Origin of the sequence: Aromatoleum evansii (assembly GCF_045689615.1) — a bacterium.
Lineage (GTDB): Bacteria > Pseudomonadota > Gammaproteobacteria > Burkholderiales > Rhodocyclaceae > Aromatoleum > Aromatoleum evansii.
The window spans coordinates 2,315,709-2,330,232 of sequence record NZ_CP141259.1 but is presented as its reverse complement, the minus strand read 5'-3'; the positions used below and the strand labels follow the sequence as shown (position 1 = coordinate 2,330,232).

General features: G+C 65.8%; 15 protein-coding genes. 5 read left to right on the top strand and 10 right to left on the bottom strand.

All coding sequences use genetic code 11. The features are described from left to right. Positions 1–2 precede the first annotated feature (2 nt). The gene (betB, locus tag U5817_RS10860) at positions 3–1,475 is read right to left on the bottom strand and encodes a betaine-aldehyde dehydrogenase (RefSeq protein ID WP_407280740.1); all 1,473 of its coding nucleotides are present in this window, start codon (positions 1,473–1,475) and stop codon (positions 3–5) included. A gap of 229 nt (positions 1,476–1,704) precedes the next feature. On the opposite strand from betB, the gene U5817_RS10855 reads away from it, so the two are divergent. Together U5817_RS10855 and U5817_RS10850 are read left to right on the top strand one after the other, a co-directional pair. Continuing rightward, positions 1,705–2,028, top strand: coding sequence for a type II toxin-antitoxin system RelE/ParE family toxin (locus U5817_RS10855; protein WP_407280739.1), 324 nt, complete (start codon positions 1,705–1,707; stop codon positions 2,026–2,028). After that, complete coding sequence (locus tag U5817_RS10850; protein ID WP_169127936.1) at positions 2,025–2,354, top strand: addiction module antidote protein; 330 nt, start codon at positions 2,025–2,027, stop codon at positions 2,352–2,354. Before U5817_RS10855 ends, U5817_RS10850 begins: the two co-directional genes overlap by 4 nt. Before the next feature lie 24 nt (positions 2,355–2,378). Here the strand turns inward: U5817_RS10850 and betI are convergent, their stop codons facing one another. From betI to U5817_RS10830, 4 genes are all read right to left on the bottom strand, one after another. Then, entirely contained in the window at positions 2,379–2,966 is a 588-nt protein-coding gene (betI, locus tag U5817_RS10845) for a transcriptional regulator BetI (protein ID WP_169127938.1), read from the bottom strand. 118 nt (positions 2,967–3,084) lie between these two features. After that, positions 3,085–3,921: an ABC transporter permease gene (locus tag U5817_RS10840; protein ID WP_407280738.1), complete on the bottom strand. Its 837-nt coding sequence runs from the start codon at positions 3,919–3,921 to the stop codon at positions 3,085–3,087. Beyond that, positions 3,914–5,122, bottom strand: a complete 1,209-nt coding sequence (proV, locus tag U5817_RS10835; protein WP_407280737.1) for a glycine betaine/L-proline ABC transporter ATP-binding protein ProV — start codon at positions 5,120–5,122, stop codon at positions 3,914–3,916. The genes U5817_RS10840 and proV overlap by 8 nt, the downstream gene beginning before the upstream one ends. Positions 5,123–5,386: 264 nt before the next feature. Further along, positions 5,387–6,271: a TorF family putative porin gene (locus U5817_RS10830; RefSeq protein ID WP_407280736.1), complete on the bottom strand. Its 885-nt coding sequence runs from the start codon at positions 6,269–6,271 to the stop codon at positions 5,387–5,389. A 392-nt stretch (positions 6,272–6,663) separates the two neighbouring features. Between U5817_RS10830 and U5817_RS10825 the strand changes: the two genes are divergently transcribed. Next, positions 6,664–7,614 carry a choline ABC transporter substrate-binding protein gene (locus tag U5817_RS10825; RefSeq protein ID WP_169127945.1) on the top strand — a complete coding sequence of 317 codons (951 nt, stop codon included), beginning with the start codon at positions 6,664–6,666 and terminating at the stop codon, positions 7,612–7,614. A gap of 117 nt (positions 7,615–7,731) precedes the next feature. Beyond that, positions 7,732–8,061 (top strand): DMT family transporter, encoded by a 330-nt coding sequence (locus tag U5817_RS10820; protein ID WP_407280735.1) that lies wholly within the window; start codon positions 7,732–7,734, stop codon positions 8,059–8,061. Between the two features lie 10 nt (positions 8,062–8,071). Here U5817_RS10820 and U5817_RS10815 read toward each other — a convergent pair whose 3' ends face one another. Continuing rightward, positions 8,072–9,775 (bottom strand): SulP family inorganic anion transporter, encoded by a 1,704-nt coding sequence (locus tag U5817_RS10815; RefSeq protein WP_407281055.1) that lies wholly within the window; start codon positions 9,773–9,775, stop codon positions 8,072–8,074. After that, positions 9,772–10,026: a hypothetical protein gene (locus U5817_RS10810; RefSeq protein WP_407280734.1), complete on the bottom strand. Its 255-nt coding sequence runs from the start codon at positions 10,024–10,026 to the stop codon at positions 9,772–9,774. The genes U5817_RS10815 and U5817_RS10810 overlap by 4 nt, the downstream gene beginning before the upstream one ends. 310 nt (positions 10,027–10,336) lie before the next feature. Between U5817_RS10810 and U5817_RS10805 the strand changes: the two genes are divergently transcribed. Then, positions 10,337–11,389: a GlxA family transcriptional regulator gene (locus U5817_RS10805; RefSeq protein ID WP_407280733.1), complete on the top strand. Its 1,053-nt coding sequence runs from the start codon at positions 10,337–10,339 to the stop codon at positions 11,387–11,389. On the opposite strand, the gene U5817_RS10800 is transcribed toward U5817_RS10805, so the two are convergent. From U5817_RS10800 to U5817_RS10790, 3 genes are all read right to left on the bottom strand, one after another. Beyond that, a complete protein-coding gene (locus tag U5817_RS10800; RefSeq protein ID WP_407280732.1) occupies positions 11,355–11,783 on the bottom strand; it encodes an aldehyde dehydrogenase family protein in 429 nt (142 codons plus the stop codon). The two genes, U5817_RS10805 and U5817_RS10800, sit on opposite strands and share 35 nt — an antisense overlap. A 234-nt stretch (positions 11,784–12,017) precedes the next feature. Then, entirely contained in the window at positions 12,018–13,121 is a 1,104-nt protein-coding gene (locus tag U5817_RS10795; protein ID WP_407280731.1) for a 2Fe-2S iron-sulfur cluster-binding protein, read from the bottom strand. A 113-nt stretch (positions 13,122–13,234) separates the two neighbouring features. Next, on the bottom strand, positions 13,235–14,476 hold the full coding sequence (locus U5817_RS10790) for an aromatic ring-hydroxylating oxygenase subunit alpha (RefSeq protein ID WP_407280730.1): 1,242 nt from the start codon (positions 14,474–14,476) through the stop codon (positions 13,235–13,237). Positions 14,477–14,524 lie beyond the last annotated feature (48 nt).

The window sequence follows — 14,524 nt, the reverse complement described above, 5'->3', positions numbered from 1 at the left end:
GCTCAGAACACCGAGTGGAATTCGCCGAGTTCGACCTGCACCGACTTCAGCCGCGTGTAGTGCTCCAGCGTCGTGAGACCGTTCTCGCGCCCGACGCCGGACTGCTTGTAGCCGCCCACCGGCATCTCGGCCGGCGATTCGCCCCAGGTGTTGATCCAGCAGATGCCGGCCTCCAGGCGATGGATGATGCGGTGCGCGCGGGCGAGATCGCGCGTCACGACCCCGGCGGCGAGCCCGTAGTCGGTCGCGTTGGCGCGGCGCACGGCCTCCTCTTCATCGTCATAGACCAGGATGCTCATGACCGGGCCGAAGATTTCCTCGCGCACGATGGTCATCTCGTCCGTGCAGTCCGTGAACACCGTGGGGGCGACGTAGGCGCCGCGCTCGTATTCACCGGAAACGATCCGCGCGCCGCCGCACAGCAGGCGCGCGCCTTCAGCCCTGCCCTTTTCGATGTAGCCGAGCACGCTGTCCATGTGGCTGAAGCTCGAAAGCGGCCCGAAGTTGGTGCTTTCCTGCATCGGGTCGCCGACGCGGATGCGCGCCACACGCGCCAGCACGCGCGCCTCGAATTCGCCCTGCAGGGCGCGCGGCACGAACACGCGCGTGCCGTTCGTGCAGACCTGACCGGCGCTGAAGAAGTTCGCCATCACCGCAATGTCGGCGGCACGGTCGAGGTCGGCGTCGGCGCAAATGACGAGCGGCGACTTGCCGCCGAGCTCCATCGTCACTTCCTTGAGCGTCGAGCCCGACGCGCTGGCCATGACCTTCTTGCCCGTCGCGCTGCCGCCCGTGAAGGATATCTTGGCGATGCCAGGGTGCTCGGTCAGCCACTGGCCGACTTTGCGGCCGCTGCCGGTGAGCACATTGAAGACGCCATCCGGCAAGCCGGCCTCGGTGTAGATCTCGGCGAGCTTGAGGGCTGTGAGCGGCGTGATTTCACTCGGCTTGAAGATCATCGCGTTGCCCGCAGCGAGCGCCGGCGCGGACTTCCACAGCGCGATCTGGATGGGGTAGTTCCACGCGCCGATGCCGGCGACCACGCCCAAGGGTTCGCGGCGCGTATAGACGAAGCTCGTCTCGCGCAGCGGGATCTGCGCCCCCTCGATCGCCGGTGCCAAGCCGGCGTAGTATTCCAGCACGTCTGCCCCGGTCGCGATGTCGACGCTGCGCGTCTCGGCGAGCGGCTTGCCGGTGTCCAGCGTCTCGAGCTCGGCGAGGGCATCGTTGCGCTCGCGCAGGATCTCCACCGCGCGGCGCAGGATGCGCGAACGCTGCATCGCCGTCATGGCGGCCCATGTCGCCTGGCCGGCCGCCGCGCTTCGCACCGCTGCGTCCACGTCGGACTGGCTGGCATGCTGCACGCGAGCCAACACCTCGCCATTGGCCGGATTGACGGTCTCGAAGCTGGCACCGCTGGTGGCCGGCACGTAGCGGCCGTGGATATAGAGCTGCTGTTCGTTGAAACGGGGCATGACGACTCCTCTGATCGGGTATCCGCGCCGCGCTTCGCACGGGGCGGGATCTCGGAGCCAAGGCTACGTGCTGGGGATTGAACGCTCAGCCAAAAAAACGACCGGAGCGGTTCTGCGCGCGACCGCGGAGGATCCGCGGGCTGGATGCTTGCCTCAACGCCACGCGCCGCAGCGCTCGCCCCGTTTCCCTTTCCATTTTACGAGTAGCTTTTAAGCTACAATGACAATCATGATCGAACTTCTCCGCTACCAGCGCGAAGACGGCCGCGAGCCGTTCAGCGAATGGCTCGATACGGTCCGCGACAAGCTGGCTCAGGCGCGTATCCGCGTTCGATTGCGCCAGGTGCAAGCAGGCAACTTCGGCGACTGCGAGCCGGTCGGCGAAGGGGTAATAGAACTGCGCGTGCATGTCGGGGCCGGATATCGCGTCTATTGCGGACGCCACGGCAAAGCCGTGGTGCTTCTGCTGTGCGGTGGCGACAAGGGCAGCCAGGTGGCCGACATCAAGCGTGCCAAGGAATTGTGGTCGGAATGGAAACGGAGGCAAGCATGAGCAAACTCAAGGGCACTGTATCGCACCATGAGGCAGAGGTCGCCGAATTGCGCGCCGATCGCGAACTGGCCGTGGCATACCTAAAGGCGGCGATGGAATCGCTCGATGATCCCGACAATCGAGCGGCCGGCCTGCTCGCTCTGCGGACCGTGGCCGAAGCTTACGGCGGCCTCGGCGCCGTGGCGGCGGAAGCCGGCATCAGTCGCGAATCCCTCTATCGCACGCTGTCACCGAAGGGCAATCCGACGCTCAAGACCCTGCTGGCCGTCCTCAAGACAGTCGGCATGCGCCTGTCCGTAGAGCCGGAAGATCACGCACACGCTTGATCGAGCGAACTCGGAAATTCTGATTCAGGCCTTGGCGAGTTGCAGGTCGACGTACTCGTAGGCGATCTGCAGCGCCTGTTCGGTGTCGAAGGCCTTGCCGGACAATGCGCCGCGCAACCACAAGCCGTCGATCAGCGCAGCCAGGCCGCGCGCGGCGGAGCGCGCGAGCTCCGGGGGCAGCGCGCGACGGAACTCGCCGCACAGGTTCGAGTACAGGCGCCGGTCGTTGATGCGCTGCAGGCGCTGCAGCAAGGGGTGATGCATGCTGCTGGCCCAGAAGGCGAGCCAGGTCTTCATCGCTGCGCCGCTCACCTGGCTGGTGTCGAAGTTTCCCTCGATGATCGCGCGCAGATGGGCACGCGGGTGCGAGTCGGAAAGCGCTGCGCGCCGCGTGCGCACGCCCTCGCCCAGCGCCTGCATCAGGTGGCGCATGGTCGCCTCGATCAGCCCGTTCTTGTCGCGGAAGTAGTGGCTGATGATGCCGTTCGACACCCCGGCGAGGCGCGCGATGTAGGCGATGCTGGCGTCGCCGAGGCCGACCTCGTCGACCGCCTTGAGCGTGGCCTCGATCAGCTGCGACCGGCGGATCGGCTGCATTCCGACCTTGGGCATGGATTCCTCTGGCTGGGGACAGGAGGGCGGAAGTCTGAAGGGTTTACATTGAACAGGCAATCAATATAAATACAGCCCCGCCCCGTGGGGGCGTGGGCTGCAGGTCGAACGCAGAGCCTCAGGCCTTAGTTGGCCGAGTCACGCCGAAGCTCTCGGTCATCCGGTCGACAATGATCGCGAGCAGCACGACCGCCAGTCCCGACTCGAAGCCGAGACCGATGTCGAGGCGCGAGATGCTGGTCAGCACGTCGTTGCCGAGACCGCCCGCGCCCACCATCGACGCGATGATCACCATCGACAGCGCCATCATGATGGTCTGGTTGATGCCGGCCATGATGGAAGGCAGCGCGCCCGGAATCTGCACCTTGAACAGCAATTGCCAGGGTGTGCAGCCGAAGGTCACGCCCGCCTCGACCTGCTCGCTGTTGACCTGGCGGATGCCGAGGCTGGTCAGGCGCACCACCGGCGGCATCGCGAAGATCACCGTCGCCAGCACGCCGGGCACCTTGCCCAGGCCGAACAGCATCGCCGCCGGAATCAGGTACACGAAGGCCGGCATCGTCTGCATGAAGTCCAGGCTGGGCCGCACGAAGTAGGCCGCAAGCCTGCTCTTCGCCGTCCAGATGCCGAGCGGCACGCCCACCATCAGGCTGATCAGGGTGGCCGAGATCACCAGTGCGAGCGTGGCCATCGTCGCGTTCCAGAATCCGGTGCCGATGATCACCACGACCGCGGCTGCGCAGAACAGCGCGAAGCGCCAGCCCACACGCCGGAATGCGAGGGCCGTCAGCACGACGGCCAGCACCCAGCTCGGGATGAACATGAGGGCCTGCTCGACGAGTTCGGTCAGGCTGCCGACGAAGGTGCCGAGCGCCCCGAAGGTGCCGCTGTCGTTCTCCAGCAGGAAATTCACGGCTTGGTCGGCCCACTCGCCGATCGGTAGAAACTCAGACATTGGCCGTCTCCTGTGCCATGTTCCGCAGCAGGATCGTCTGGGTCACTGCGCCGAGATAGCGCCGCTCGCCGTCTATGATCGGGAGCGGATAGGGATTCCTGACGATGTTGGAAATGAGCTCGGTCATGCGGGTGTCGCCCGAAACGGCCGGGATGTCGTCGAGCAGCGCCTGTTCGAGCGTTGTCCTGCCCTCGGCCAGGCAACGCAGCATCGAATCGATCGACACCGTGCCCAGCACCCGCCGCTCCTTGTCGACGACGAAGCCGTAGTTGCGGCGCATCTGCCGGAGCCGCCCGATCGCCGACTCGAAACCCGCATTGAGGTCGGCCGGGGCCTCCATCACGAGGACCTCGTCCGGGAGGGCGACATCCTTCGCGGTGAGGTAGCGCTTGACGTCCACGCCCTTGAAGAACGCACGCACGTAGTCGTCGGCCGGATTGCGCAGGATCTCGTCGGGCGAGCCGATCTGCACGACGCGCCCGCCTTCCATGATCGCGATGCGGTTGCCGATGCGAAAAGCTTCGTCGAGGTCGTGCGAGACGAAGATGATGGTGCGCTTGTGCTCCTTCTGCAGCGTGAGGAGGAGCTCCTGCATTTCCGTGCGCTTGAGCGGATCGAGCGCCGAGAAGGCCTCGTCCATCAGCATCAGCGACGGATCCACGGCCAGCGCGCGGGCAAGGCCCACGCGCTGCTGCATGCCCCCCGACAGCTCGGCGGGACGCTTGCCGGCGAAGGCCTGGAGGCCGACCTCGTCGAGCACCTCCAGCGCGCGCCGCTCGCGTTCCTTGCGCGCCACGCCCGCGACCTCGAGCCCGAACGCGGCATTGTCGAGCACGGTCAGGTGGGGCAGCAGCGCGAAGGACTGGAACACCATCGCCATGTCGCGCCGACGCAAGGCGACGAGCTGGGCCTTGCTCATGGTCGCGACGTCCTGCCCGTCGACGAGGATCTGTCCGGCGGTCGGCTCGATGAGACGGTTCAATAGGCGGATCAGCGTGGACTTGCCCGACCCCGAAAGGCCCATGATGACGAAGATCTCGCCCTCATTCACGGCGAAGTTCGCGTCCTGAACGCCGACGACCATCCCGGTCTCTTTGAAGATTTCATCCTTGTGCCGCCCCTTGCGCAGCATCTCCATCGCGATGTCGGGGCTGCGGCCGAAGATCTTGTGCAGGCCCTTGGCGACGATCTTATGTTTCATCGCCTTATCCCCTTTTCCATTTTCATGATCGTGTCTCCGTTGGGTTATTCGTTACCGTCGTCGCTGCTTCACCTCGTGCACTTCATCGCGGCGGGCGGGGCGCGGGCAGGAAGAGTTTAGGGGGACGGGAAATCGGCAAGACCCGGATTGCGACCACCAGAATCGGGACTGCGTCAGGAGGTCCGGAATCAGCGCGCGCATCGAGTACCCCCAACGAGCCGCGGAGGTCCGGGGCGGCCGTTCGCGTCGCCCCGGACGATGTCCTCAGAACGTCCTCGTCACCGAGAACAGGACCGTGCCCTTCAAGGGGTTGGAGACGTGCATCCTGCCCGAGGAGTCGACGGCGCCCGTCGTGTAGTTCTCGAACAGGTCGTCCTTATCCCAGGCCTTCGTATAGCCCAGCGACACGGTCCAACCGCCATCGAAGCTCTTGTTCACGGCCACCTTGGCGTCGCGCCAGTTCGCGAAGCTGAAGCCGCGCACGCGCTGATGGCCGTAGTGGAGCAGCAGGCCGTAGCCGGCGCCGAGGTCGAAGTTGGCGTTGATATCGAGGTAGCCCGAGCCGCGGCTGTGCCGGTCGCCGGTGCGCGCCGTGGTGCCGAGCGTCTCGTCGTTGAAGCCGAAATAGTCCCGCGTGTAGGTGAGCCAGTACTTCACGGTGAGGAACTTGTAGCTGATACTGGGAACGATCTCGCCGTAGTCGTAGCGCACGTCGGCGAAGGCCATCTTCGCGCCGGGATAGACGTAATAGTACGCGGTAACCCCGTAACCAATGTCCCCCGCCGTTCCGGCATAGCCTGCGTAAAGATCCCACTCGACGGTGCCGTTCTCGATGAAGCGGTTGCTCACGCTAGACATCCAGGTGCCGGCGAAGAAACCGCTCGGGTGCGCGTAGTCGAAACCGCCCTGCAGCGCGGGTTTGCCCCAAGTCTGCCGCCAGCCGCGCGAGACGTACTGCGAGGTCAACGTGACATTCGCGGAGAGGGCGGAGGCGGCGGACTCCTCGGGTGCGACCGACGCGCCGGCCTGCGGCCCCGCTGCGATCTGCACGGGATCCGGATCCGCCGATTGCGCGAGCACGGGCGGGGCAATGCCCCACAGCGCCGTTGCGCACAGGCCGAGGACGGAGGCGGTGGTGTGGAATTTCATTATTTTTGCTCCTGGCACAGAACATGGAAGGACTTCTTTCGCACCCCCGCTCGCCGTCCAGGTCCGGTCGCAGCCTGTTCGCTCGAGGTCATCCTCCGGGGAGGCGGGCCGATTATTCGTCGCCAGGAACGGTCGCGCAGACGAGATTGCGACCAGGAAACCCACGTTTGCGACCGGAACAGGGGATCTCCTGCAACACGCCCGCCATCGGGCGCCGTCACGACAGATCGGGTCGCGCAGAGGGAATCCGAAGGCGAAGCCGCTGGCTATCCTCGGCAGCACCTGTCGGTCCGGAACCGGCAGCCATAGCGAGCGGCACCCGGGCTGGCGCACACGTGCGCTGCCGGGCGTGTCGCCAGGATTGAATTCCACCGCACCGAAAAGGATCCGTCATGAAGAAAATGGTCAACGTCGCCGCTGCCGCCAGCCTGGCTTTCACGGTGTTCGCCACCAACGCCGCCGCCAGCGTCGAGCCGGCCAGCTGCCGCGACGTCCGCTTTGCCGACGTGGGCTGGACCGACATCACCGCGACGACGGCGCTCGCCTCCACCCTGCTCGAAGGCCTCGGCTACCGGCCCAAGACCACGATCGCCTCGGTGCCGATCACTTTCGCCGGCATCAAGAAGAAGCAGATCGACGTCTTTCTCGGCTACTGGTCGCCGTCGATGACCCCGATGATCGAGCCCTTCGTGAAGACGGGCGACGTGAAGGTCCTCGATACGCCCAACCTCACCGGTGCGAAGTACACGCTGGCGGTGCCGAAATACGTCGCCGACGCGGGACTGAAGAGCTTTGCCGACATCGCCCGCTTCGCCGACAAGCTCGACCGCAAGATCTACGGCATCGAACCGGGCAACGACGGCAACGCGCTGATCGAGAAGATGCTCAAGGAAAACGCTTTCGGACTGAAGGGCTTCGAGATGGTCGAGTCGAGCGAGGCCGGGATGCTGCTGTCGGTGGATCGGGCGATCCGGCAGAAGAAGTGGATCGTGTTTCTCGGCTGGGAACCCCACCCGATGAACGTCAAGTTCGACGTGACCTACCTGGAGGGAGGCGACGAGGTTTTCGGGCCGAACTTCGGTGAAGCCAAGGTCTACACCGTCGTGCCGCCCGACTACATCAACCGCTGCCCCAACGTCGGCCGCCTAGTAAGCAACCTCACCTTCAATACCGACATCGAGAACCGGCTGATGATGCCGATCGTGGAGAAGAAGAATCCCTCGGCCGTGATCAAGACCTGGCTCAAGGAAAACCCGGCCCAGCTCGACAGCTGGCTCGCCGGCGTCAAGGCCGCGGACGGTAGCGACGGCCTCGCCTCGGTGAAGGCCTACCTGCAACGCTGAGGATCGGGGGAGGCGGAGTCCCGGCCTCCACCGTCCCGATCGTCTCCCTGCTTCCTCCCTCGGCGCGCGCCCTTCCGAGTCGCGCGCCATTTTTTTGCACACAGCACGGAGCTCCGCATGGAGTGGCTCTACCTGTCGATCTCGATCCTCGCCGAGGTGGCCGCCACCACCGCCCTGAAGGCTTCCAACAGCTTTACGCGCCTGCTGCCTTCGCTTGTCGTGGTGACCGGCTACGGCATCTCCTTCTATTTCCTGTCGCTCGCCATTCAGCGCATCCCGCTGGGCGTCGCGTATGCGATCTGGTCCGCGGTGGGCGTCGTCCTGATTTCCGCCGCAGGCGCCCTGCTCTTCGCCCAGCGCCTGAGCGCTCCGGCCGTTGCCGGCATGACGCTCATCGTCGCCGGCGTCGTCGTCATCAACGTCTTCTCGCGCGACGGCATCCACTGACGAGCACAGCCTATGGGCTGCTCGTCGCTTGCGGCACGAGTGTCATGATCGCCTCGCGGTCGGTTGCGAGCAATGCGGCCTCACCCAGTTCGGCGCTCAGGCCGGCACGGTCGAGCACCGCACGGAACTGCCGCTTCACCGCCGACAGCCTCAGCACCACGTCGGCCCGGGCGAGCTCGCGGTGCATCCGGCGCAACATGTCGACTCCGGTGGCGTCGAGATCGTTGGCAGCCGACACGCATAGCAGCACGGTGCGCACACCGGCGGCAGTGCCGACGCGCTCGAGCACGAAGCGCTCGAGGAGCGGCGCGGTGACGTAACTCAGCGAGGCGTCGATGCGCACGGCGAGAACGTCCGGCGCCAGCGGTGGCAAGCCATGTACGAAACGGTCACGCAAGGTGCCGTCGGCGTGGAGTCCCAACTCGACGATGCGCGGATGCGCGCGACGGTACAGGAAGCACAGCATCGCGGTGACGAAGCCGGCGAGCACGCCCCAGTGCAGCTGAGGCATGCTGGCGAGCGTGGCGGCGAAGCTCACCAGTGCGACCAAGCCGTCGTCGCGCGAAATGCGCCACAGTCGCGCGAAGACGCCGAAATCGATGAGCCCCAGGACGGGCGCGACGATCACCGCCGCGAGCAGGGCGCGCGGCAGATCGTGGAGGGCGTCGGTGAGGAAGAGCAGGAACACCACGACGCCGGCCACCGCGAAGAGCGTCGACCAGCCGCTGACGGCACCCGCGAACACATTCAGGGCCGAGCGCGAGAACGAGCCGCTGACCGGGAAGGCACCGCTTGCCCCGCTCACGATCTTGGCCAGGCCCTGGCCGACGAGTTCCTGATTCTCGTCCCAGCGCCGCGCGCTGCGCTGACTGAGCGCACGGCAACTCGACATCGCTTCGGTAAAGCTCACCAGGGCGACGATCAGCGCTCCCGGAAGCAGCGCCCGATGCTGCTCCAGACCGAGCGATGGCGGCAGAGCGAGTTGCGGCAGTCCCGCGGGAACGGACCCCACCACGGCCCCCCCGCTTCCCGCAAAGCCCAAGGCCGCGCTGATCGCGGTGCCACCCACGCACACCAGGAGAACGCCGGGAAGTCGCGGCGCGAATCGACGCAGGAGCAGCAGCAGCGCAAGCGCGCCGAAACCGAAGCCCGCGGTCGTCGCAAGCAGGCCCGGGTCGGCGTGCCACGTCGTAGCCAGGCGCCGCGGCCAGTCGGCATCGACCCCGCCCGCCACGCCGAAGAGCGCCGGCAACTGTGACAGGATGATGGAGAGTGCCGCGGCATTGATGAAGCCGGCAATCAGGGGATTCGACACGAAATTTGCGATCAGCCCCAGGCGCAGCGCGCCCAGCAGGAACTGGATCGCGCCAGAATACAGCGCGAGCCAGATCGACAAGGCCACCCACTCGGTGCCGCCCGGCACCGCCAGCGGTTGCAGGATGGCGAAGCTCAGGATGCTCGTCAGCGCAACGGGCCCCACGGCGAGGAGCGGCGAAGCGCCCCACAGGACGCCCACGACGGCGGGCAACAGCGCCGCGTAGAGGCCCGTCACCGGCGGCATCCCCGCCAGGGTGGCGTAGGCGAGTGACTGCGGGATCAGCACGAGGGCCACGGCGAGCCCGGCCCAGGCGTCGCGGCGCAGGGTCTGCGCGCTGGGCCGCGGCCAGCGCAGGAAGGGCAGCAGCCGCAGGAGTCGCGCCCTCGCCGGACTCATTTCAGCCACAGGACCATCGCCTTGCCGCCGGCGGCGGCGTTGCCCGGCAACGTGAGCGGCCGATCGATGGCGTACATGCTTTCCTTGGCGACACCGATGGCGTGTTGCCGGGCCGAGTCGACCATCGCGAGGACCTCTTCAGACAGGAGATTACCGAGACGATAGCGCGGATTGATGTAATGGTCGCACGCATAGACGCCGCAATTGTGCTCGACGAGCAGCGCATGCCCGAGCGCTTCGGCATCGTGCACACCGCCCCTTCCCCGCCGAGCGCGACGTGCGTGAGCCATTCTAAGTTCATCTCGAACATGTCGCCCACGTCGTGGGGCACCCACTCGTCGAACGCCGCGACCCACCGTCTCCCTGGCTCGCCGGATCGGCCGACCACGCCGCCAGCACGCCACCATGGTCACCGCTCTTTTTTGATTGCACGTTCAATTAAAAAAGCGGAAGATGTGCCGAACCGTTCGTCGCTGCACTCGCGACAGACGGTGATCAAGCAGCAGGAGCCGGACACAAGCATTCCGGCCAACGACAAGAGCACCGGAAGGAGACCACACCATGGCAGCAGCAACGGCAGCGCCGACCTATCGCTTCGCATTCATCACGCTCGACAACTATTCGATGATCGCCCTCTCGAGCGCGATCGAGCCGCTCCGCATGGCCAACTACCTGAGCGGGCGCGAGGTGTACCAGTGGTCCATCGTCACGCTCGACGGCCAGCCGGCCACCGCAAGCAATGGCGCGTACATGCTGCCGACGGTGTCGCTCGATGACATCGGGCCGGTGAACATCGCCTTCGTGTGCGGGGGCATCAAGGTCAAGGAAGCGATCACGCCTGCGCTGCTGGCCGCGCTGCGCCGCCTGGCGCAGCGGCACGTGCCGATCGGCGCACTGTGCACCGGGAGTTACGCGCTCGCGATGGCCGGCGTGCTCGAAAAGCACCCGGTGGCGATCCACTGGGAGAACATGGCCGGTCTGCTCGAAGAGTTCCCCGGCATCCACGTCACCGAGAAACTCTTCTCGATCGGCGACGACCGCTACACCTGCTCGGGCGGCATCGCGCCGCTGGACCTGATGCTTCACCTGATCAAGGACCAGCTCGGACCCGAGATCGCGTTGGCGATTTCGGAGCAGTTCATCGTCGAGCGCGTCCGCGACGACAACGACCGTCAGCGCATCCCGCTGCAGAACCAGGTCGGCATCTGCCAGGAGAACCTGCTCAAGGTCGCCGCGCTGATGGAGGCCAACATCGAGGAGCCGCTCTCGCTCGACGAGTTGTCCGACGAGATCGGCGTCTCGCGGCGGCAGATCGAGCGCCTGTTCAAGCGCTACCTCAACTGCGTGCCGACCAAGTACTACCTGGACCTGCGCCTGCACCGCGCGCGCACGCTGCTGCTGCAGACTTCGATGTCCATCCTCGAAATCGCCATCGCCTGCGGCTTCCGCACGCCGCCGCATTTCGCGAAGTGTTATCGCGATCTCTTCGGCTACCCGCCGAGCGGCGAGCGCGGGCAGAAGTGCAGGAAGCCGCCGTTCACGCCGGTGCCGCTGCTGGCAACGCCGCGCCCGCAAGCCATCACGCCGAGCGTCGACTATTACGGCAACGCTTGAAGCGCGAGGGGCGCGACGCGGCCGACTTTCTGGTCGTCTTGAGCTCGATGTAGTGCTCGTGCGCATACACCGACTTGTCGCGCCCCCCGAACCCGGACTGTTTGTACCCGCCGAACGGGGTCGTGATGTTGCCTTCCGAGAAGCAGCCGACCGACACCGTGCCGGCATGGATCGCCTTGAACATGCGGTGGGCCGTGCTGAAATCGTCACTCCACAGCGAGGCCGTCAGCCCGTAGCAGGTGTCGTTGGCAATAGCGGTGGCCTCTTCCTCGCGGTCGAATGGAATCATCGCCAGCACTGGCCCGAAGATCTCTTCCCGCGCAATCTCGGCATCCTCGGGCACGTCATCGACGATCGTCGACGCGATCGTCACCGCCAATCTGATCGGTCGCAAGCAGCTCTACCGCTTCGAGACATACCGCCTCGAAGCGGCGAAGGTTCGCGGCGGCCTGGGGATCGACGTTTCAGTCGACGGCGAGTTGGTCGCGCTGGACACGACGGATCTCGACGTCCTGATCATGTGTGGCGAGTTCCGTTCGAATCTCGAACCCCGCCGTCCGGTCGTCGACAAGCTGCGCGCGGCACCGCCCCGACTGATCGGAACCGGTGCCGCTTTTCCGGGCGGACGTCAGCGCTCGATGACGAGATCGCTCCGCGGCGTGCTGCAGCAGGGCAGGATCAAGCCCTGATCAATCTCCCTTTGGCGGATGCCCCCGCCATGGACCATGTCCACTTCGCCGGAAACGAGGCGCGACTTGCAGGTGCCGCACACGCCCTTGGCGCACGACGATGGCAGGCGCAGGCCCGCCGCGCGCGCCGCGTCGAGCAGCTTCTGTCCAGGCGCGCAAACCACTGTACGGCCGCTTTTCGCGAACTCGACGGTGAAACCGACTGCGTCGTCGGCTGACGCCTCGGCTGTGCCGGTTTCCCCGCCTTCCTCGTCGCTCGCCGTGTCGGCGAAGCTGAAGCTTTCCTCGTGATAGTGCTTCATGTCGAAGCCGCCCTCGGCCAGCAAGGCCCGGACGGCGGCCATGTAAGGCTCCGGCCCGCAGCAGAAGATCTCGCGCTCGCTGAAGTCGGGAGCGATTCGCTTGAGCAGCGATAGGTCGAGATAGCCGGTCGGCGACGACCAGTCGGCCTCGCTGCCCCGCCCTTCGCACACGAAGGCGGTGCGGAAGTTCGGCTGGTTCGCAGCGAGCAGGCCGAGTTCGCGGCGGAAGATGATGTCCGCGGGCGTGCGTGCGCTATGCACGAAGACAACGTCCCGATCCTCGCCCAGGTCGTGGAAGCTGCGCGACATGGACATCAGCGGCGTGATCCCGGAGCCGCCTGACAGGAACAGGTACTTGCCCGCCGGATGCAGGGCGCAGGCGAATTCCCCGCTCGGCCCCAAGGCGCGCACGCTCATGCCCGCGGTGAGGTGATCGTGCAGCCAGTTGGAGACGAGGCCGCCGGGCACGCGCTTGACCGTGATCGACAGGGTGTCCGGGCGCGTCGGCGAGGACGAGATCGTGTAGCAGCGATTGACCGTCTCGCCATCGATCTCCAGTTCGAGCGTGAGGAACTGCCCCGGCAGGAAACGAACCAGCCCCGGCGTGCGGGGGCGAAAGATGAAGCTCTTGACGTCGTGCGTCTCATGGCGAACCTGGCAACAGATCAGGACGTCGTCCTCCTCCGCATTCCACAGGCGCGGCACGGGCTGCCATACATCACGAGTAACAGGTGCGTTCATGCTGGATACATCCTCGGATTTCCAGACCCCGCTGCCGTCAGGAATGCGGCAAGCGGGGGGATTTGCGGTTCATGGCGGAAGGCACGGATACTCCGGCTCCCGCCTCGCGTCGTTTATTCCACGGCGGCCTTCAGGCGCCCCACGTACCAGTTGGCGAACTTCTCGACCAGCTCCTCGGTGTAGGGCGAATAGGGGCCCGGCTCGTAGGCCGGATCGGCGACGCCGCGCTGGGACATCTCGACAAGCTCGCGGTCCTGCTGGTTGGTCGCGCGCCACACTGCGGTGAGCTTGGCGGGATCGTAGTCGCGCCCTTCCACTGCGTCCTTGTGCACCAGCCACTTCGTGCGCACCAGCGTCTGATCGGGGCCGATCGGCAGCACCGTGAAGGTCACGATGTGGTCGCTCATGAAGTGGTGCCAGGAGTTGGGCTGGGTCCAGAACGACAGGCCGCCGAGGTTGCGCTCGCCAAAATTGCCGAGCAGTTTTTGGCAGGCAACCTTGGCGTCCATCGTCTGCGACTCGCCGGCCTTGTCGAGCGGCAGGCGCTTGGTGCGAAAACCGGTGACGCAGCTGTCCAGCTCATCGATTTCCGCGGACTTGAGGCCGGCGGCCTCCCAGCGGGCATGCTCGCGCTCCGTGAGGTCGCGGAAGGCCTGGACCTGCTCGATGTTCGAGGGCGAGGGCTGGTAGCCGAAGCCGTACTCGTACAGCGAGATCGTCAGTTCCGGGTGATTGCTCACGCAGTGGTAGCACTCGCGGTTGTTCTCCATGACCAGCTTCCAGTTGCCGGCCTCGACGATCTCGTCCTGCACGGCGATCTTGCAGTCGGCGAGTTGGTGCGGCCCGATGTAGCGCGCCATCGTTTCGCGCATCCGGGCGAAGTCTTCGGGCGGGTTTTCGGCGAGGCAGACGAAGATGAGCCCCGCGACGCTCTCGACATGGACGCGCTTGAGGCCGCGGCCGGAGGGATCGAAGTCCTCGCCCATGTGCTCGGCGTAGATCAGCTTGCCGGACAGGTCGTAGGTCCATTGATGGTAAGGGCAGACCAGGTTGCCGACGCTGCCCTTGTGCGCGTTGCACAGCTGGGCGCCGCGGTGGCGACAGACGTTGTGGAAGGCGCGCAGCTCCATGTCGTCGTTGCGCAACACCACGACCGACGCACGGCCGAGCTTGACCGTGAAGTAGTCGCCCGGCTCGGGGATGTCGGGTTCGACCCCGACATAGATCCAGTGCCGTCCGAAGATGGCTTCCATGTCCAGGTCGAAGATCTCCTGGCTGGTGTAGAACTGCGCATCCAGGCTGTGCCCGGTACGTCGGGCGGCGAGGAGTTCCCTCACCCCGTTGCTCGCTTTCATGTTTTTTCCTCCTCGGTGCAGAAACGTTGGGGTGATATTCCCGCAGGC